The sequence below is a fragment of the Cobetia sp. 5-11-6-3 genome, assembly GCF_013374055.1.
Classification (GTDB): domain Bacteria; phylum Pseudomonadota; class Gammaproteobacteria; order Pseudomonadales; family Halomonadaceae; genus Cobetia; species Cobetia marina.
In genome coordinates this window covers 75,075-95,260 of record NZ_BLWJ01000001.1, presented here as the reverse complement: position 1 = coordinate 95,260, position 20,186 = coordinate 75,075, and the positions used below count along the sequence as shown (strand labels likewise).

General features: G+C 61.0%; 16 protein-coding genes. 7 read left to right on the top strand and 9 right to left on the bottom strand.

Translation table 11 applies throughout. The features are described 5' to 3' along the window. Nucleotides 1-23: 23 nt before the first annotated feature. The 4 genes from HXS66_RS00350 (at nucleotide 24) to HXS66_RS17585 (ending at nucleotide 4,494) form a co-directional block, all read left to right on the top strand. Entirely contained in the window at nucleotides 24-1,226 is a 1,203-nt protein-coding gene (locus HXS66_RS00350) for a Gfo/Idh/MocA family protein (RefSeq protein ID WP_084208923.1), read from the top strand. A 140-nt stretch (nucleotides 1,227-1,366) separates the two neighbouring features. Next, complete coding sequence (locus HXS66_RS00345; RefSeq protein ID WP_176493101.1) at nucleotides 1,367-2,275, top strand: TIM barrel protein; 909 nt, start codon at nucleotides 1,367-1,369, stop codon at nucleotides 2,273-2,275. Nucleotides 2,276-2,439: 164 nt separating this feature from the next. Further along, nucleotides 2,440-3,939 carry a sugar porter family MFS transporter gene (locus HXS66_RS00340; RefSeq protein ID WP_084208921.1) on the top strand — a complete coding sequence of 500 codons (1,500 nt, stop codon included), beginning with the start codon at nucleotides 2,440-2,442 and terminating at the stop codon, nucleotides 3,937-3,939. Between the two features lie 414 nt (nucleotides 3,940-4,353). Then, a complete protein-coding gene (locus tag HXS66_RS17585) occupies nucleotides 4,354-4,494 on the top strand; it encodes a VOC family protein (protein ID WP_373996110.1) in 141 nt (46 codons plus the stop codon). A gap of 210 nt (nucleotides 4,495-4,704) precedes the next feature. Here HXS66_RS17585 and HXS66_RS00335 read toward each other — a convergent pair whose 3' ends face one another. From HXS66_RS00335 to HXS66_RS00295, 9 genes are all read right to left on the bottom strand, one after another. Beyond that, nucleotides 4,705-6,159 carry a sugar porter family MFS transporter gene (locus HXS66_RS00335; RefSeq protein ID WP_176493103.1) on the bottom strand — a complete coding sequence of 485 codons (1,455 nt, stop codon included), beginning with the start codon at nucleotides 6,157-6,159 and terminating at the stop codon, nucleotides 4,705-4,707. A gap of 148 nt (nucleotides 6,160-6,307) precedes the next feature. Next, nucleotides 6,308-7,150, bottom strand: a complete 843-nt coding sequence (locus HXS66_RS00330) for a sugar phosphate isomerase/epimerase (RefSeq protein ID WP_218015129.1) — start codon at nucleotides 7,148-7,150, stop codon at nucleotides 6,308-6,310. A gap of 100 nt (nucleotides 7,151-7,250) precedes the next feature. After that, nucleotides 7,251-8,753 (bottom strand): CoA-acylating methylmalonate-semialdehyde dehydrogenase, encoded by a 1,503-nt coding sequence (locus HXS66_RS00325; protein WP_176502609.1) that lies wholly within the window; start codon nucleotides 8,751-8,753, stop codon nucleotides 7,251-7,253. 55 nt (nucleotides 8,754-8,808) lie between these two features. Next, a complete protein-coding gene (gene iolE, locus HXS66_RS00320; protein WP_176502608.1) occupies nucleotides 8,809-9,711 on the bottom strand; it encodes a myo-inosose-2 dehydratase in 903 nt (300 codons plus the stop codon). Between the two features lie 144 nt (nucleotides 9,712-9,855). Beyond that, nucleotides 9,856-11,733, bottom strand: coding sequence for a 3D-(3,5/4)-trihydroxycyclohexane-1,2-dione acylhydrolase (decyclizing) (gene iolD, locus HXS66_RS00315; RefSeq protein ID WP_176502607.1), 1,878 nt, complete (start codon nucleotides 11,731-11,733; stop codon nucleotides 9,856-9,858). Then, complete coding sequence (iolC, locus tag HXS66_RS00310; protein WP_176502606.1) at nucleotides 11,730-13,721, bottom strand: 5-dehydro-2-deoxygluconokinase; 1,992 nt, start codon at nucleotides 13,719-13,721, stop codon at nucleotides 11,730-11,732. Before iolC ends, iolD begins: the two co-directional genes overlap by 4 nt. A gap of 118 nt (nucleotides 13,722-13,839) precedes the next feature. Beyond that, nucleotides 13,840-14,622 carry an ATP-binding cassette domain-containing protein gene (locus HXS66_RS00305; RefSeq protein WP_084209753.1) on the bottom strand — a complete coding sequence of 261 codons (783 nt, stop codon included), beginning with the start codon at nucleotides 14,620-14,622 and terminating at the stop codon, nucleotides 13,840-13,842. A 110-nt stretch (nucleotides 14,623-14,732) separates the two neighbouring features. Beyond that, nucleotides 14,733-15,851 carry an ABC transporter permease gene (locus HXS66_RS00300; protein WP_176502604.1) on the bottom strand — a complete coding sequence of 373 codons (1,119 nt, stop codon included), beginning with the start codon at nucleotides 15,849-15,851 and terminating at the stop codon, nucleotides 14,733-14,735. Nucleotides 15,852-15,924: 73 nt separating this feature from the next. Further along, nucleotides 15,925-16,938, bottom strand: coding sequence for a sugar ABC transporter substrate-binding protein (locus HXS66_RS00295; RefSeq protein WP_176502603.1), 1,014 nt, complete (start codon nucleotides 16,936-16,938; stop codon nucleotides 15,925-15,927). Between the two features lie 360 nt (nucleotides 16,939-17,298). Between HXS66_RS00295 and HXS66_RS00290 the strand changes: the two genes are divergently transcribed. The 3 genes from HXS66_RS00290 to iolB all read left to right on the top strand — a co-directional run bounded on the left by HXS66_RS00290 (nucleotide 17,299) and on the right by iolB (nucleotide 20,161). Further along, nucleotides 17,299-18,219 carry a MurR/RpiR family transcriptional regulator gene (locus tag HXS66_RS00290; RefSeq protein WP_176493110.1) on the top strand — a complete coding sequence of 307 codons (921 nt, stop codon included), beginning with the start codon at nucleotides 17,299-17,301 and terminating at the stop codon, nucleotides 18,217-18,219. Nucleotides 18,220-18,326: 107 nt separating this feature from the next. After that, nucleotides 18,327-19,322: an inositol 2-dehydrogenase gene (iolG, locus tag HXS66_RS00285; protein WP_088743391.1), complete on the top strand. Its 996-nt coding sequence runs from the start codon at nucleotides 18,327-18,329 to the stop codon at nucleotides 19,320-19,322. A 35-nt stretch (nucleotides 19,323-19,357) separates the two neighbouring features. After that, nucleotides 19,358-20,161 carry a 5-deoxy-glucuronate isomerase gene (iolB, locus tag HXS66_RS00280; RefSeq protein WP_084208911.1) on the top strand — a complete coding sequence of 268 codons (804 nt, stop codon included), beginning with the start codon at nucleotides 19,358-19,360 and terminating at the stop codon, nucleotides 20,159-20,161. The last annotated feature ends 25 nt before the right edge of the window (nucleotides 20,162-20,186 follow it).

Genomic DNA, 20,186 nt, shown 5'->3' with positions numbered 1-20,186 from the left:
TGCATTTGCCAGGAGAATCTCTGATGTTCAATGAAGAACACAATCTCGCGCCGCTGCGCTGGGCCATGGTCGGTGGTGGCCGTGGCAGTGAAATCGGCCACGCCCATCGTGCTGCTGCCCATCGTGACAACTTGTTCCAGCTGGTCGCCGGTGCCTTCGATCTCGACGCGGAACGCGGTCGTGAATTCGGCACCAACCTGGGGCTCGATCCAGAGCGTTGCTACCCGGATTACGCCAGCCTGTTCGAGGCCGAAGCTGCCCGCGACGATGGCATTCAGGCCGTCAGCATCGCCACACCCAACAGTACTCACCATGCCATCAGTCTGGCGGCGCTCAAGGCTGGCCTGCATGTGATCTGTGAAAAGCCGGTGACCTTCACGGTTGCCGAGGCAGAGGAGCTCAAGGCTGAAGCACAGGCGCGCGGTCTGGTCTTCGGTGTCATGTATGGCTACAGCGGCTATCAGATGTTGCATCAGGCACGTGCCATGGTGCAGTCCGGTGAGCTGGGGCAGGTGCGCATGGTCAACATGCAATTTGCCCATGGCTTCCATAGCCAGCCGGTCGAACAGGTCAGCAGCGGCGCCAAGTGGCGCACCAGTCCTGCCGTTTCCGGGCCGACTTATGTGCTGGGGGATCTCGGGACGCACATCTTCTATGCCGGCCAGTTCATCACCGGACTCAAGGTCGAACGCCTGATGTGCCACCGCCAGAGCTTCGTGGCCTCGCGGGCGCCGCTGGAAGACAACGCCCAGGTGTTGCTCCAGTACCAGAACGGCGCGGTGGGGTCACTGTGGGCCAGTGCGGTGAATGCGGGATCCATGCATCAGCAGAAGATTCGTGTGGTGGGAGAGAAGGCCAGTATCGAATGGTGGGATGAATATCCCAACCAGCTGCGCTACGAGGTCCAGGGCGAACCGGTACGGATTCTGGAACGTGGCATGGGCTATTTGGCCGAGGGCGACAACGCCGTGAACAGCAATCGCATCGGCGGCGGCCACGCGGAAGGCTTCTTCGAATCCTGGGCCAATGTCTATCACCGTTATGCCCTCGCCATGCAGGGCGCTGAAGCACGTCGTAACGGCGCAGGCACTCAACACCTTGGCCTGTCGGAGCAGGAGCTGGAGTCTCTCTGGTTCCCCAATATCGATGCAGGCATCGAAGGCGTGCGGTTGCTGGAGTGCTGTGTGGAATCCTCTGACAACGAGAATCGCTGGGTCGCGTTCTGATCTGACTGCGACATCAGGAGCGCCTCATGTCGGCTCCACCGTTGCCACTCGTTCGGCACCCGATGTGAGGCCTCATTTCCACGTCACTGACGATGGTCATCCCGAAAGACAACGACAACGCCAATAAGAAGGACATCATCATGCACATCAAGCTTTCCAACGCACCGTGTTCCTGGGGTATCGAGTTCGCCGACAACCCCGCCAATCCCAGCTGGCAGACCGTGCTCGACGAAATCGCCGGCGCCGGTTTCAAGGCGACGGAGCTTGGCCCGCTCAATTACCTGCCGACCGAGCAGGCCGCGCTGGCGTCCGCGTTGGACAGTCGAGGGCTCGAGCTGATCGCCGGTACCATCTTCAAGCATCTGCACGATGCGTCACGCCGTCAGGAAATCCTGGATTACACCCGCGCGACCTGTGAAGTGCTCAAGCCTCAGCAGGGCAACTACATGGTCATCATCGACCATGTCAGCTCGCCACGTACCGATGAAGCCGGCCAGCAGGAAACCGCGACCCGTCTCGATGATGCGCAGTGGCGCGAGATGATGGTCACGATTCGTCAGGTGGCGGAAATCTGTCAGGAATATGCGGTCACACCGGTGCTGCATCCGCATGCCGGCACCTACATCGAGTATCGCGATGAAGTGGACCGTGCGATGGCTGAGCTGGATGCTGATCTGGTCAAGCTGTGCATCGATACCGGGCACTGCACCTATGCAGGCATCGATCCGGCGGAACTGATTCGCACCTACGGCGAGCGCGTCGCCTATATCCACTTCAAGGATATTCAGGCGCCAGTACTCGAAAGCGTGGTGAAGGATGGCATCGACTTCTATACCGCCATCGGCCAGGGCGTGTTCTGCCCGCTGGGACAGGGCTGTGTGGACTTTGACGCGGTCCGCGAGAGTCTGGATTCCATCGGCTATCAAGGCTGGATCACCGTCGAGCAGGACGTGGACCCGACCAAGGACAACAGTGCGCTGGAAAACGCCCGCGAAAGCCGCGAATTCATCGAACGCAGCATACTGGAGAAAGGGCTGGCCGAAGCCTGATCCGCAAGAAGCCCTGCCGTCATCACGCCAGAAGACGGCAGGGCATGGAAGGTACCGCAATGACTTGTCTCGCCAGCGTGGTCCGTCACGGGCCATGAATGCACGAGCCACATCTGCTTCAGCAGTTCTCGTAATACTATAACAATCGATCACGAGAGGTCGTCATGCCCACTTCACACCCTGGCCGCGAAACCGCTGCCTCTTCAGCCAACTCACCCACATCACTTGCACAAGAGCGTCTCACGCCAACCCAGCTCGTCTTTCTGATCAAGATCATTCTGGTGGCTGCCCTGGGCGGCCTGTTGTTCGGTTATGACACGGGGGTCATCTCCGGGGCCATCGGGCCGATCGCAGAATATTTCGACCTGTCCGCCGCAGAGAAGGGCTGGGCGGTCTCCTCGGTGGTCATCGGCTGCATCGGTGGCGCCCTCATCGCCGGTCGCCTGTCCATCGCCTATGGCCGCAAGGCCGTGTTCATGCTGTCAGCCGTGATGTTCACGGCTTCCGCGTTGGGCTCTGGCCTGGCGGGCTCCTTCGATGCCTATATCTGGTGGCGGATTCTGGGGGGACTGGCGGTCGGGATGGCCAGCGTCATGGCACCGATGTACATCTCCGAGATGTCACCGGGCTACATGCGTGGGCGCACCGTCAGCCTGTTCCAGCAATCCGTGGTGTTTGGCCAGATGGTGGTGTTCTTCGTGAACTACTTCATCGCCAAGGGCATGGCCGAGACCTGGATCCTGAATCATGGCTGGCGCTGGATGCTGGGATCGGAAGCCATCATCTCGATCCTGTTCGCGGTACTGATTCCCTTCGTACCGGAATCCCCGCGCTGGCTGGTGTTGAAAGGACGTCTGGATGATGCGCGGCGGGTACTGGCGCGCTTCTATCACGCCGATGCCATCGAGCGCACCCTGGGCGAGATCCAGAAATCCTTCCAGCACAACGAGAGCAAACGCCACGCGTCTCTGCGCACCAAGGGAATGTTGGGGCTGGTGGCCATCGGTGTCTTCATCGCCGCCGCCCAACAGCTGACTGGCATCAATGTGGTGATGTATTACGCGCCTGATGTCCTGTCGACGGTGACATCCAGCAATGAAGACGCCTTGCTGCAGACTTCCATCATGGGCGTCACCTTCGTCGCCGGTAACCTGCTGGGCATGCTGCTGATCGACAAGGTCGGGCGCCGTCCGCTGCTGATCGCCGGGAGCCTTGGCAGCATCGTCGGGATGACATTCCTCGGGGTCGTCATCGGTAACGGTGAGCCGGGCATCAGCGCCTTGATCGCCCTGATCGTCTATGTCGTCTCGTTTGCCATCTCCTGGGGGTGTGTCTGCTGGACACTGGTCTCCGAGATATTCCCCAATGCCATCCGCGCACGCGCCATGTCGCTGGCCGTCGCCGCACAGTGGCTGCTCGGCTTCATCGTCACCCAGACCTTCCCGATGATGCGCCAGAGCGACTTCCTCAATGAGTTGGTCGGTGGCGGTTTCAGCTTCTGGCTCTATGCGGTGCTGACCTTCCTCAGTCTGCTGATCGTGCTGCGGTACGTGCCGGAAACCAAGGGCAAGACCCTGGAAGAGCTGGAAGGCATCACCGGGACTCGTCTCAGCAAGCGTCGTCGCCGGTTGGCGCGTCAAGGCTTGCCGCTGACAACGGAGTAAAACAGCAGCGCTCAAGGCTTGCCATCACTCTGTTGCGCGACGCTCCCGCTGGCAATCTTCATGCGCCGGCGGGAGCGTATTCTTGTGAAAGCGACATCGTCCTGCCTTGTCATCGGTGGCATGCTCAAGAGACCACGAGCTGCTTCCAGAGGACACAGGGATGAAGCATAACGTCGCACGGTATGGCCTGATATTGAATACAGAGCGGTTCGATGAGTGTGTCGCGTTCTACCAGGGCCTTTTTGAACTGCCGCTTCTTTTCAACCAGGAAGATAGCGGTTTCAGGCTGACCTGCCTGGCCTATGGAGACGGATATTTGATGATCGAGCAGGGCGGAAGGGCGATTGAGGGAGGCAAGAGTCCCGAGCAAGGTAGCGCCAAGGCCTTTTCAATGTCAGCGACATCGAAAAGGCCTTGGCGGAGGTCAGGGCATGGGGGATCGAGGCCGAGATCGAAGAGACGCCCTGGGGGAGGACGATCCATCTGCATGACCCGGATGGTAATCGAGTAGGGATTCGAGATGAGGCCGGTTTCGTGGGGCAGATGGCGTATTGAGCGCATGTGCAATGCCAGGAGGGTGCCCTGTGCTGTGCTGCTGAATTTTCCTCACCCGGGCTCCCTACAGGAAAGCTCCTTGCCAAGGCCACGTGATCAGGTGGTCGGCAAGGAGCTCATGTGGCATGCAACTCATGTGGCATGCAACTCATGTGTCATTGGGCACATGGGTCATGATGCCCAGACGACGCTGGGCGTCACCAATGGCCGTCAGCTGCTCAAGCTCGTGCTGGCGAGCGCCCGCCGACGTTTGCTGAGGCGAGTGCCTGTGATGTTCTCAAGCTCTTCCAGGGTCTTGCCCTTGGTTTCCGGCACATAGCGCAATACCACCAGCAGGCTCATCAGCGTCAGCACGGCATAGAGCCAGAAGCTGAAACCGCTGCCAAACAGGTGGTTGAGCCAGTCACTCTCGCGCAGCATCGGGAAGGTCTGCGTGACCATGAAACCCGCGAACCATTGGCCAGCCACGGCCAGCGCCATGGCGCGTCCACGAATCGCGTTGGGGAAGATTTCCGACAACAGTGTCCAGCAGACACAGCCCCAGGAAATGGCGAAGGACACCACGTAGACGATCAGCGCGAACAGCGCGCCATAGCCCACCGCATCTCGCCCGATGATGATGCCCAATGCACACATGCCGATCATGCTGCCGATACTGCCGGCAATCAGCAGTGGGCGACGCCCGACCTTGTCGATCAACAACATCCCCAGCAGGTTGCCGCCCACGAAGGTGACACCCATGATCGAGGTCTGCAGCAGGGCATCCTCGCTGCTGGCGGTTACCGAGGACAATACGTCCGGCGCGTAATACATGACGACATTGATGCCGGTCAGTTGCTGGGCACTGGCGATGAAGACACCCAGTATCACCAGCCCCAGCAGGCCGCGCTCACGCAGACTGATGAGATTGTCCCGCGAGGAGTCACGATAGGAGGTGATGATGCTGTTGAGTGTCTGGTCCAGGTCTTCGGCAGGAGTGAAGCGGCTCAGTATGCTGCGGGCTTGCTCGGGACGACCTCTCAGCACCAGCCAGCGGGGCGATTCCGGAATGAAGAACAGCAATGCGCCGAACAGCAAGGCGGGCAGGGCCTCGGACCCGAGCATCCAGCGCCAGCCATGGTCGATCATCCAGTGTTCGGCCATGCCCTTGGCGATGAAGTAGTTAACGAAGAACACCACCATCTGTCCGAAGACGATCGACTGCTGGAACAGGCTGACGGTACGACCTCGCAGATGCCCGGGGGACATTTCAGAGATGTACATCGGCGCGACCACACTGGCCAGCCCCACCGCCATCCCTCCGATGATGCGCCACAGGGTGTAATAGTGGAAATCAGTCGCCGTGGCAGAGCCGATGGCGGAGAGCAGGAACAAGATGGCGGCAATCAGGAAGGCCTTGCGTCGGCCGAATCGGATGGAGATCCAGCCGGCGCTGATGGCCCCTGCGATACAGCCGATGACGACGGAGGACACCGCCCAGCCTTTTTCGGCGGGTGTCAGTTGGAAATATTCAGCGATGGGGCCGATGGCTCCGGAGATGACGCCGGTGTCATAACCGAAGAGCAACCCGCCTAGAGTGGCGATCAGCGTGATACGTATCAGATAGCCGAGTTGCTGACGTGACAGGGAATGTCCGGCCCTGTCGGGCGAGAGCTTGGCAGTCATGTGAAATCTCCAGCGTTGGGACGTGAAGGCGTCCCGCGCAGATGGCAACAGGCAGACGAGTGGGTTGGCGTGACTCGCTGCCCGCGATGTTGTTATGCCCATGCAGGTGATGAGGTATCACTCCATGGGAGGTAAGGCGCCTGAAGGCTCAGGCAGGTACGTCGAGCGCGAAATGCTGGCGAAGCGCCGAGACACTGCGTGACAACTGATCTTCCAGTGTTGTCAGATAATCGCCCGTCTTGACCGGCGTGAAGGGGTCAGGGCCCATGGCAGGTGCCTCGACGATGATCGGGCCGTCATAGTGCATGGCCCGCAGCTGGGTGAATTGATCCGCCAGCTGACTATGCCCCTGACCGATACCGCCGCGATTGGAGTCGGCGACGTGATAAAGCCCCAGGTGATCGCCAGTCTCGGCCAGCGCTCGCACGGGGTCAGGCTCTTCGATATTCATGTGGTAGGCATCCAGCAATACCTTGAGCTGGGGAGAACCGATGTCCTGGATGAGCCTGCGACACTGGGCTGCAGTGTTGATGAGGTGGGATTCGTAGCGATTGAGAACTTCGAAGACGAGCGGCACCTCGCGACTTGCTGCATGGTCACACAGTGGGGTGAGCACTTCGACGAGGTGGCGGTATTCGCTGTCTTGATCACTGCCATCCGCGGGACGGATTCGCCCCACGAGTCCGTGCAGTGAGACTCGCGCGCCGCCGAGCGCCTGGGCAAAGTCGATCAGCTGTCGATAGTAGGTCTCGGCAGCCTCGCGATCCGACGCGTCGGGGGAGGCGGGATCGCAATCTCCCGGCGTGAGTGAGAACACTTCCAGCCCATGCGTCTGGCAAAGGGCGCGGATCATGTCTGGTGTGAAGGCGTCGAGATCGCCATGCAGTTCCACCCCGTCAAACCCCAGGCGTGCGGTCCGCGCGAAGATATCCTCGATCGGCAGCGGGCCGAAGGTCCAGGTACAGACACCCACTTTCATGTTGTGCGTCATGACGTGCCTCCATGGCGGTCATGTGCCTTGCCGGTCTGGCAAGGCGCGATGAAAAGCGGTCGGGCATGACGCTGTCATGCCCGACCCTGAGAGTGGTGGATCAGAGTGTCGGCATGGTGAAGTGGCTGGCTTCACTGCGCAGACCGTCAGGCCAGCGGGTGGTGACGGCTTTCATGCGGGTATAGAAGCGCACGCCATCCGGGCCATGCATGTGAAGCGGGCCAAAGAGAGAGCGCTTCCAGCCGCCAAAGCTGTGGAATGCCATCGGTACAGGAATCGGCACGTTCACGCCGACCATGCCGACCTGAATGCGAGTGGTGTATTGGCGGGCAGCATCACCGTCGCGAGTGAAGATGGCCGTGCCATTGCCATACTCGTGGGCATTGATGAGCGCGATCGCCTCATCGAGTGACTCCTGACGAACCAGACACAGGACCGGTCCGAAGATTTCCTCGGCATAGATGCGCATGTCTGGGCGGACATGATCAAACAGGGTCGCGCCCACGAAATAGCCGTTCTCGTGTCCGGGCACCGTGATGTCACGGCCATCCACGACCAGCTCCGCACCTTGCTCAACACCGCTGTCGATGAACTCGATGACCTTGTCAGCATGTACGCGGGAGATCAGCGGTCCCATGTCATTTTCCTGGCCTTCGACCTCACCCGGCCCCACCCGCAGAGTGGCCATGCGCTCGAGGATCTTGTCGCGCAGTCGCTCTGCGGTCTGCTCGCCGATCGGGACTGCCACCGAGATGGCCATGCAGCGCTCACCGGCACTGCCGTACGCCGCTCCCATCAGGGCGTCTGCCGCCTGATCCAGATCGGCATCCGGCATCACGACCATATGATTCTTCGCCCCCCCCAGGGCCTGAACACGCTTGCCATGTGCCGAGGCAGTGGAATAGATGTATTCGGCGATCGGGGTAGAACCGACAAAGGACACGGCCTCGACGCGCTCATCGGTCAGCAGGACATCGACGGCTTCCTTGTCACCATTGACGACGTTGAACACGCCCGGCGGCAGGCCGGCCTCCGTCAGCAGTTCCGCCATACGCAGCGGGGCAGAGGGATCTTTCTCGGACGGCTTCATGATGAAGGTATTCCCGGTGGCCAGGGCGATGGGGAACATCCACATCGGCACCATGGCCGGGAAATTGAAGGGAGCGATGCCCGCACACACCCCCAGCGGTTGCATCAGAGAGTGGCTGTCCACCCCGGTGCCCACGTTCAGCGAGTGCTCGCCTTTCTGCAGGTGAGGCATGCCGCAGGCGAATTCGACGACTTCCATGCCGCGAGTCACCTCGCCAAGCGCATCCGAATGCACCTTGCCGTGCTCGCGGGAGATCAGCGTGGCGAGTTCGTCGCTGTGCTTTTCCAGCAGCGCCTTGAAACGGAACAGGATGCGTGAGCGCTTGAGCGCCGAGGTATTCGACCAGCCAGGGAAGGCGGCGCTGGCGGCCGCGATGGCACTGCGAGTTTCCTCGGCGCTGGCCAGCGCGACACTGGCGGACTGCTCACCGGTCGCAGGATTGAAGACCGCCGCATTGCGACCACTGTCGCCGGGTTGGATCTGACCGTTGATGAAGTGATGTAACTGTTGCATGAGGCATCCTTTGCGTCTTGTTCAGGAGGAGTGGCGATGTCTGAAAAGGGTGAAATCAGTTGATGAGGCCTGCGTCCCGGGCAAGCCGGGAGAGGTTTTGGTAGCCCAGAGTGGCGTAGGTCAGCGGGTCGGCAACGGAGGGATCCTGCTCGGCCTCCACGACCAGCCAGCGCTCTGTATCCTTGCCGTAGCCTTTGCGTGCCAGTACGGCGAACAGCGCGGCGAAGTCGATCCCGCCATCCCCCGGCACGGTGAACACGCCATCGAGTACGGCATCCAGAAAGGACTTGTCACGGTTGATGGCGTTATCCATGACGGCGAGACGAATGTCCTTGCAGTGCACATGGCTGATGCGGTCCGCGTGGCGCTCGGCGATGGTGACGGGGTCTCCACCGGCATAGGTCAGGTGGCCGGCGTCCAGCAGCAGTCGTACCTGTGTGGTGGAGGCCATCAACCGTTCAATGTCGGCCTGGCTCTCGATGACGGTACCCATATGGTGGTGATAGGCCATCTCCACGCCCTGGTCTGCCATGTGGCGTGCCACGGCATCCAGCCCGGTGGTCAGTCGTTGCCAATCGGCGTCGTTCATGACCGGGCGCCGCGAGACAGGCATGTCCTGGTCACCGTGCACGCAACGACTGACCTCGCAGTACACCATGACTGTCGCGCCGCAGGCTTTCAGTAGCTGAAGGTGGTCATCCAGCGCGGCAATTTCCTCGTCAATGCTGCGTTCCAGCAGGCGGCTGGAATACCAGCCGGAAACGAGAGCCAGATCGTGCGCGCCGAGTGCGCGAGACAGGGCCTGCGCCTCGCGCGGAAACTTGTTGCCCAGCTCGAAACCGACAAAACCTGCCTGGCGGCCTTCGCCGAGACAGACTTCCAGCGGGGTATCCGCGCCGAGGCTTGGCAGGTCGTCGTTGGTCCAGGTCAGCGGGTTGATGCCCAGGCGAATGCTCATGGCGGTATCCTTCTTCGAGATATTGAGATATTGAGATATTGAGATATCGAGAGTGCAGGGAGGCACGGTGGCCTCCGAGAGATGGCGTATCGTCCAGGCCGGCCAACGGATGTCGCAATGGCGGTTGGCCGGCCCTGAAATGCGTCAGCGAGCTTGCTGGCGTTTGTGCGACAGATAGCTCTGATAGGCGTCACGGACCTCAGTACGTTCGCTGACCTCGGGAATGGCGACCTCCCACCAGTGCCCGCCTTCCTGGGTGGAGGGCAATGGGTCCGTGTCCAGCGCGATGACGTAGGTCGTCGATGAGGTTCGAGCACGCTCGAGCGCGGCGTCCAGTTCGCCAATCCCCGTGACCTGTTCGGCCTGACAGCCCAGTGCACGAGCGTGCGCCGCAAAGTCCACCTTGGGGGCGCCTTCCGGAACGGTGCGGCAGTCCTTGAGCAGGTTGTTGAAGCCGGCGCCGCCGGTGGCATGTTGCAGGCGATTGATGCAGCCGTAGCCTCGGTTATCGAGTACGACGACGGTCAATTTGTGGCCGAGCATCACGGAGGTGGCAAGCTCAGAGTTGAGCATCAGGTAACTGCCATCGCCGACCACAACCACGATGTCCCGCTCCGGGCGTGCCATCTTGACGCCCATCCCGCCGGCCAGTTCATAGCCCATGCATGAGAAGCCATATTCCACGTGATAACTGCCGGGGACACTGGCCGCCCATAGCTTGTGAAGCTCACCTGGCAAACCGCCGGCAGCACAGACCACCGTGGTGTCATCTGTCGCTTGACGATTCACGGCCCCGAGCACCTGGGCATCGGTTGGCAGCGAGAGACCCTGATCAGCCATCACGCTCTTGCGGACCGCTTCCCATTCCTGCTTGAGCCCGGATTGGCGTTGCACCCAGCTGTCTGGCGCGCTCCAGTCACCCAGCCCTGCCGTCAAGGCATCAAGCCCCCGCAGGGCATCGCACTGCAGTTGCCGTGCGCCATGCTTGACGGCGTCGAAGCGACCGACATTGAGGTTGATGAGTGTCTGGCCGGCGGCTTCAAAGAGCGTGCGAGAGCCGCTGGTGAAATCTTGAAGTCGTGATCCGATGGCCATGATGACGTCGGCTTCACGTGCCAGCTGGTTGGCGCTGGCCGCGCCGGTGACACCGATTGCGCCCATGTTGCGAGCGTGGTCCCAGGGCAGGGCGCCCTTGCCTGCCTGTGTCTCGACCACTGGAATGCCGTGTTGCTGGGCAAAGGCGGCGAGGGCCTCGCACGCCTCGCTGTAATGCACGCCACCCCCGGCAATCAGCAGTGGCCGCTTGGCTGTGCGCAGTGTGTCCAGGGCTGCCACCAGCTCTTCCTGAGCGACGGGAGCGCGACGGATGTGATGCACCCGACGGGTGAAGAAGTCTTCCGGCCATTCGAAGGCAAGCGTCTGGACATCCTGTGGCAGACACAGGGTGGCAGGGCCACAATCCACGGGGTCCAGCAGCGTGGCCAGCGCCTGAGGCAGGCTGGTCAGCAACTGTTCCGGTCGCGTGATGCGGTCAAAGAAGCGTGACACGGGACGGAAGCAGTCATTGACGCTCAGGCCCGGGTCATTGAAGTGCTCGACCTGTTGGAGCACCGGGTCCGGTGCGCGGCTGGCGAAGGTATCGCCGGGCAGGAACAGCACCGGTAACCGATTGACATGAGCAAGCCCTGCAGACGTCACCATGTTGGTGGCACCAGGCCCGATGGACGAGGTACACGCCATGATGCGACGGCGATTGTTGGCCTTGGCGTAGGCAATGGCCGCATTGGCCATGCCTTGTTCGTTGTGGGCGCGATAGGTGGGAAAATCATCGCCCGCGGCGTGCAAGGCCTCGCCGAGACCCGCCACGTTGCCGTGGCCGAAGATGGCGAAGCAGCCACCGAACAAGGGGACTTCCTGTCCATGTTGTTCGATGTATTGCCGGCTCAGGTAGCGCACCAGTGCCTGGGCGACGGTCAGACGCACGGTACCCGGCGGCGGCGCCGAGTGGAAAACGGGGCTCATTGCAGGACTCCTTCTGCGAGCGGTGTGGCAGGACTGACATCCGCTGCGCCGCAATGGGCATCACGCAGCTGCTGCCAATGGGTGATCAAGTCGAGATAGTTGTCAGCGGCCTGACGTATCAGGGTCGCATCGTCAATGCTGCCTGACAGCCAGGCCTGGCTAGGGGCAGTGAACAAGGTGCGCCCGACGGTGAACCCCTTGCAGATCGGGAAACGCGCTGCCTGCTCGAAACCGCGTTTGACCTCTTCGATCGGCGCATCAAGCCCCAGCAGCACGACACCATGACACCAGGCGTCGCGAGCGCTGATGATTCGGCTGACGCGTTCCCAACCTTGCGTCGTCAGAGCGGGCAGTTTCCACCAGTCCGGGCGAATGCCGAGGTTGTAGAGACGCTCCAGGCTACGTGGAACGGTGGTCTCATCACAGGCGGGTGCGTCTGCCTGACGTGGCGGGATGACCTCGATGAGCAACTCATGCCCCGACATGCAGCAGGCGTCATACAGCTGGCGCAGGCGGGCTTCCTGATCGAGGCGCAGCGTGGCCTCATCGTCCGGGTGATAGAACACGAGGCACTTCACGATGTGGTGGCGCGGCCAGCGTCGCAACTGGCTACCGATGTCATCACCATGCTGGAAGCGCAAAGGCCGCGAGCTGGGGAGCTCGACCGGACGGCCTACCCACCAGTCCAGTGCTGCCGTGTCATTGAGCGCATCCTGTCCCAGGACATCATCACAGAGAATGGCAGGGCGCTGGATACCGGCCTGTTGCGCCGCGCTGCGGGTGGCCTCTACCAGTAGCTGCTTGAGGCGTGGCAGGCGCTCGGGGTCGCCTTCGACATCGCGTGCCATGTCCAGGAATTGACGACGGTGATCGAATGCCAGCCCCAGCACGCTCTCCCAGTGCGCTACCCGACGAGTGGTGACGCGATGCAGGTGGGTCAGATGATCATCAAGGTCCGGGCGTGGCACGGACTCGCGGCGGCTCAGATAATCGAACAGTTCCGCTTCCGTGGGCATGGCAGGTGCACATCCATGGCGAGACACGACCAATGCGCCACACGCGTTGGCGTAATGGCCGCAAGTGTCCCAGCTTTCATCGCGAAGATAGCCACGCAGGAAGCCACTCATGAAGGCATCACCGGCGCCAAGCACGTTCATGACTTCGACCTTGACGCCCTCGACCAGAATGCCGTCTTCCAGATGTCGTGGGATGTCGCCCTCGAAGATGACGCAGCCGCGTGCCCCTATCTTGCACACGAGCACGGCATCGCTGTGACGGCGAACCTCGCGCAGCGCGTCCAGCGTGTCGGTACTGTTGCCCGCGATATGAAACTCTTCTTCCGTGCCGACGATCAGGTCGAAGTCACCCAGCCAACGGGCCATGTGCTGACTGACACTCTCGTCCGCGACGAAGCGCGTCTCGCCATCCCCGATGCTGGTCAGCCCCCAGAGTACGGGGCGATAGTCGATATCCAGCACGCGCTTCACGCCGGCCTCGCGTGCGGCATCCAGTGCCTTGCGGGCGGCACGTTGGGTGCGGGGAGTGGAAAGGTGGGTGCCGGTGATCGCCAGGGCGCGGGCTCGAGCGATGAACGCCGGGTCCACATCATCTTCATCAATGGCCATGTCGGCGCAGTCGTTGCGTACGAAGAGCAGCGGGAACTGGTCCTTGTCCTTGATGCCCAGAAGCACCAGTCCGGTCAGACGTTCGGGGTCACGTTTGAGATGGCTGACATCGCAGCCGACCGAGGCGAGTTCCTCGCGCAGGAATTCGCCCATCTGCTCATTGCCGACGCGACCCAGCATCGAGGAGTTGAGTCCGAGGCGTGCCGTGCCATACGCCATGTTGCCGGAGCTGCCGCCCAGATATTTCTTGAAGCTGGTGGCGTCTTCGAGGCGCGCACCGATCTGTTCGGCATAGAGGTCGACGGCGACGCGGCCGAGGCAGATGACATCCAGGTCAGGTGAGTGAGGTGAGTGGCGCGTCATTGGCATGTCCCTTGATATAGGCCGGTGATGACCGGCATTGACAGTAATCGGTGCACGTCGAGGCGTTGGAGCAGCCTCGACGTCTCTGCTGCAGCGTGACCGGCGCGATGGTGCCGTGTCAGGCCACCGTGGCGGCGTCCATCCGCTGGAATTCCGCCAGTTCCGCATCCAGGCTGGCCATTTCCTCGCCGCCGGCCATCATGTTGAGCACTTCCTCACGCGTGATGTCTTCCTTGCGCCAGCTACCCAGAGAGGTACCGCGCTTGAGCAGGGTGAACGCATCGCCGATGGGATAGGCATGATGAACGTTGTGCGTGATGAAGATGACCCCGAGCCCTCGATTGCGAGCCTGTGCGATATAGCGCAGCACCTTGGACGCCTGCTTGACCCCCAGTGCCGAGGTCGGCTCGTCAAGAATGAGCACCTTGGCACCGAAGTAGACGGCCCGTGCGATCGCCACGCACTGACGCTCACCGCCGGACAGGGTACCCACCGGCTGGGACGGATCGCGGACATCGATCCCGATCTTGGCCATTTCCTCCCGCGCGACACGGTCAGCGAATGCCCAGTCGACACGTTTGAAGAGGCCGACCCCCTTGGTGGGCTCACGTCCCATGAAGAAGTTGCGGGTGATCGACATCAGGGGAATCATCGCCAGATCCTGAAAGACCGTCGCGATGCCGGCATCAAGCGCCTGACCTGGTGTCGTGAAGTTGGCAGGGGTGCCCTCGAGCAGCAGCTCACCGTGGGTCGGGGCATGTACCCCTGACAGGGTCTTGATGAGGGTAGACTTGCCGGCGCCATTGTCGCCCAGCAGGCACATGACTTCGCCTGCGTACACTTTCAGCGAAATGTCGGAGAGAGCGACCACATTGCCGAAGTGCTTGTCGACGGCCTGCATCTCGATCAATGGCGTGCGAGTGTCAGCGGCTTTCGGGGTGTTACCTCTGGCTCGGTCTGCGGCGGTCGTGGTCTGTTCCGGCACCTGTTGCAGGTTGGCATTGGCAGTCATCACTTGGCCTCCAGGGCTTTCTTGCGCACGTAGTTGTTGAACAGCACCGCGATCAGAAGCATGGCGCCGAGAAAGACCTTGAACCAGTCAGTGTTGACCCCGGTGTAGAAGATGCCCATCTGGACCGTGCCGAAGATAAGCGCACCGAAGACGGCCCCTATGGCAGACCCATAGCCGCCGGTAAGCAGAGCGCCGCCGATGACCACGGCAATGATGGCTTCCAGTTCCTTGAGCAGTCCGCGCGTCGTGTCAGCCGACCCCGTATCCATCACCTGCAGGCAGGCAAAGATGGTGGCGGCGACAGCCGTGAAGATGAACAGCACGATCTTGACCTTCATGACCGGGACGCCGACGTTGCGAGCGGCATTCACGTCGCCGCCACACGCGAAGATCCAGTTGCCGAATCGCGTGTAGAGCAGCAGCCAGGTCGCGGCGATGGCCAGCACGATCCACCAGACGATGGAGATCGGTACTCCCGTGACGCTAGGGTTGCCCGCGAAGTTGGTCGCGATCCAGCCCTGCGCCGCCATCCAGCTGAAGAGGCCGGTGAATACCTCGCCGGAGAAGAGCGGGGCCAGCCAATCGTGATCCGCCAGTTCCTGGATGCCCCCGACTTGAGTGCGGCCGGTCGTCCAGCGCGTCAGGCCAATGGCCAGGCCACGAAGAATGAACAGGAATCCCAGGGTCACGATGAAGGAGGGCAGGCCGGTGCGCATCACCAGATAGCCGTTGATCCAGCCGATCAGCACGGCGCTGGCAAAGGCGAAGGTGATGGCCAACCAGAGTGGCCAACCGTATTGCACGGCAGGGATGGCGATCAGGATGCCGGCAAAGCCGATCATGGAGCCAAGGGAAAGATCGAACTCCCCTCCGATCATCAGCAATGACGCCGCGATGGCCAGGATCCCCAGCTGAGCGGAGACCTCCAGAAAGTTGAGTATGCCTGCCAGGCTGAACATCCCGGTCCCTGAGGCCGCGGCAGAGAAGAAGGCAAATACCAGAATAGTGCCGGCAATGGCACCGAATTCGGGGCGTTTCAGTGCGGCTTTCAAGGGGTGAACGCGACGGAGGCGCTCGTCATCCGTCTCTGAAACAGCGCTCATGGCGTGATCGGTCATGATGTTCCCTCCTGGCGCCTCCTCGAGGAAGGCGCCATCTCACGGAAATGAAAGTGTTGCCAGATGGGAGAGCTCAGCGAATGCCTTGCTCTGACAGCTCGATGACCTGACCGGCATTCTCGGCGGTGACAAATCCCGGCCCTGTGGCGACATCGCCAGCCGGCATCAGACCGTGAAGGTGGTACTGATGCATGAAGACCACCGGCAGATAGCCCTGCAGGTACTGTTGCTGATCAATGGCAAAGTTCATTTCCCCGGCCTGGACGGCAGCGAGAATATCGGGAGAGAGATCGAAGGTGCCCAGCTGGAATTTCTGGGTGGCACCGGCTTCCTGCATGGCCTTGAGCATGGGTTCAGAGCTGAGGGGCCCCAGAGCCAGAATCGAGTCGATCTCGCTGTGTTGATTGAGATATGCCACCAGGGAATTCTTGATCTCGGTCGGATCGGTACTGGTCGCCAGCTCGTCTGCACTGCCGTCAAACCCCTCGATAAAGCCTGCACAGCGGGCATCCAGACCCACGTTGCCCTGTTCCTGGTTGATGCACAGGCCGTGCTTGGCACCACTGTCCATCATGCGCTCAGCCGCAGCACGCCCAGCCTCATACTCGCTCTGACCGATATGCAAGCGAGCACCGACGTCCTTGGATTTGTCGCCACCGGAATTGATGGTGATGACGGGAATCTTCTGGTCCACCGCATTCTTGATGCCCTTGCCCAGTGCATCGGCATCGGTCAATGAAATGATCAGGCCATCGGGCTGAGAGGCCACTGCGGCATCCAGCAATTGCGCCATCTTGGCCATGTCAAAGGTGGAGGGAGCGCGATACTCGACCTTGACCCCAAGCGCCTGGGCAGCATCATCCGCACCGCGTTTGACGATGGACCAGAAAGGGTCGGAGTTCTGTCCATGGGTGATCATGACATAGCGCTCGGAGTCCGCTGCCCACACGGCATTGGCGGCTGAGGCTGCCAGCAGAGCCGTGACGATGCCGGCGGTGATGCGACGAAAGCGGGACGTTTCGTGGCGGGGCTTTCCGGTACGGGGATGGGCTGGAACTGGATGAGCGTGTGAATTGGCGTGGTTCATCGATGACTCCTGACGTCTCTGATTATTGTCGTTGTCAGTACGGGCTGCCGGATTGGCGTCTCGGCATCCCGTTTCAGTGCCTCTATGGGCGCAAGCAGGATCATTTCATTGTGTGAGGTGGTGTGCCGTCACGGTGGTGCCTGTCACTCAGCGGGCGCCCTGACACAAGGCAGGAACATGGCGTTCCGTTTTGATCCGCTTATGGAATGTAGATTCCAGAATTGGGGAATGCAACAGGAATATTCGATTTATTTTTGTATTGGAATTTTCATTCCATATGCCTACACTGCCAATCATCGCTCACTCGAGGTACGGCCGCTCCGACGCCGCATTGGCAGGTGAGCCGCGACAGGAGGTCCCATGGCTGAGATAACCCCCTTGCAGACGACTGCACGCCAATTGCAGTCATTTGAATCTCTCGAAGCGCATATCACGCAGCAGTATCCGCATCTGTCGCGCCGTCTTCAGCAAAGCGCGCGCTTTTTGCTGGATCACCCCCAGGAGGTGGCTTTCGGCACGGTGGCGGGGCTTGCCGAGAAGGCTGATGTCACTCCCTCGACGCTTATTCGATTCGCGAACGCGCTGGGGTTTTCGGGCTTTTCAGAGATGCAGAAGCTGTTTCGGGCTCGCCTGGTCGAAGCGGAGCCCAGTTACAGTGAGCGCATCAGGGTCGCTCGCGAGGTGACCGGCGAGAGTCCTGGCGCTCACGAGCTGTTGAGAAGTTTCTCGGCTGCCAATCAGCAGGCACTTGGCGAACTGCCAGGACGTATCGCGCCCAAGGATATCGAGCGAGCTCTCGATCTGCTGGAAGCCGCGGAGGCTGTTCACCTTCTGGGAGCACGGCGAAGTTTCGTCGTCTCAAGCTACCTGGCCTACTCATTGCGGCATATCGCCAAACGCGCCTTCCTGATGGATGGCATGGGGGCGATGTATCGCGAGCAGGCAGAAGCGATCTCCCGCCAGGACTGTCTGCTGGTCACCAGCTTCGCGCCCTACGCAGAAGAGGTGCAGTCTGCCGTCCATGTGGCGCGTGAGCGTGGTACCCCCACGATACTCATCACCGACTCTTCCCTGAGCCCACTGACTCACCATGCAGATGTCGTGTTGGTGGTGAACGAAGCCGAAGTGCAAGGCTTCCGAGGCCTGACGTCCACGCTATGCCTGGCCCAGGCACTGGCCATCGGACTGGGCGTTCGCCAGCAGGGCAGCGAGGAAGTGCAGGGCACCACACCGCACGACATCTCATTGCAGGAAGAGGGCGCTGCCAACCTTCGAGGCTGAAGTACGGCAAAGGCGAGCACTACAGGAGGTAGTGACCGCCGACAATCTCTCTCAATTCGTTCGAGACGCAACAACAACAAACGCCATAGATATGGAGGACGCTTCACATGAAAATCGCTCTGCTGGGCGCCGGTCGCATCGGCCGTGTTCACGCTCGCGCCATCTCTGATCACCCCCTGGCGCAACTGGCATGTGTCAGTGATGCCTTCCCGGAGGCTGCCAATTCACTCGCTGCGGAATATGGTGTGCCGGTGATGACGGCGGAGGACATCTTCGCGTCAGCGGAGATTGATGGCGTTCTGATCGCCTCCTCCACTCCGACTCACTGTGACTTCCTTGAGCGTGCGGCCCGTGCGGGCAAGGCGGTACTTTGCGAGAAGCCGATCGATCTGGATCTTGCGCGAACGCGTCACTGTCTTGGTGTGCTGGCGGAGCACCCCGTGACCTGTGCTCTGGGGTTCAATCGTCGCCATGACCCTCAGTTCTCGGCGCTCAAGCAGGCGCTGGAAGCGGGACGAATCGGCGAACTCGAGATGATCACCATCACCAGCCGTGATCCAGAGCCGCCGCCCGCAGAATATGTGGCAGCTTCGGGAGGACTCTTCCGTGACATGAGCATTCATGATCTGGACATGGCGGTCTGGCTGCTGGGCGAGCCGGTCACGGAGGTGACGGTCAGTGGCAGCTGCCTCGTGGATCCAGCCATCGGTGAAGCGGGAGATCTGGATAGCGCACTCATCAATCTGAAGAGTGCTTCCGGCAAGTTGGTCTCCATCAGCAACTCGCGTCGTGCCTGTTACGGCTATGACCAGCGGATCGAGGTCTTTGGCAGCCAGGGCATGCTGGAGGCGCGCAACGAGACGGATACGCGCCTGCGCTTCACCGGCGTGGAAGGTGTGGTGGAAGAGCGTCCACAGTGGTTCTTCCTCGAGCGTTACGCGCAGGCCTATGTGCGTGAAGTGGGAGATTTCGTCACTGCCTGGCAAGAAGGTCGTGCCCCGCTGGCCGGCGCGCAGGATGGACTCGCCGCGCTTGAACTGGCCGAAGCGGCGTTGATTTCCTATCGCGAAGGGCGCCGGGTACTGCTCAGTGAGATTCGTTGAGCCCACTTCTCCCTGCTGCTGAAAAGGACAAGAACATGACACTTCTCGTGAGACCGCATGCCCCTGGTGAAGATGGAACGCTACTGGAAGTCACTCCGGAATCTGCAGGCTGGACACACGTAGGCTTTCGCGTACATCGCCTGAAACAAGGTGAGCGTTTCGAGCGCCACACCGAGAGTCGCGAACAGTGCCTCGTGCTGCTCTCGGGACGCGCAACCGTGCGTACCGGTGACCAGACGTTCGAGAACATCGGTGAACGCATGAGCGTGTTTGAACACCTGCCGCCGTACTCGGTGTATCTTCCGGACGGGATAGCCTATTCAGTGGAAGCACTGACGGAGCTGGAGATAGCCGTCTGCAGTGCTCCGGGGCATGGCAATCATGCCGCTCGCCTGATTCGCCCCGAGCAGGTGGCCTGTTCGACACGTGGCGAGGGGACCAACACACGTCACGTGCAGGACATTCTTCCCCAGACGGAGCCCGCCGATAGTCTGTTGGTGGTGGAGGTCTATACGCCCCCTGGCAACTGGTCCAGCTACCCTCCGCACAAGCACTGTGCCGACAATCTGCCGGAAGAGTCTTTCCTGGAGGAGACGTACTACCACAAGCTCAATCCGTCACAAGGGTTTGCGTTCCAGCGCGTCTATACCGATGACCGATCCCTGGATGAGACCATGGCGGTGGAAGATGGCTGCTGTGTGATGGTACCGGAGGGGTATCATCCCGCCGCCGCTCCACACGGCTATGAGCTTTATTATCTCAATGTCATGGCTGGCCCCAAGCGGGTCTGGAAATTCAAGAATGACCCCGCGCATGAGTGGATCGTCGACATGAAATGATGCCCGAGCCGCATGATGAGAGCTG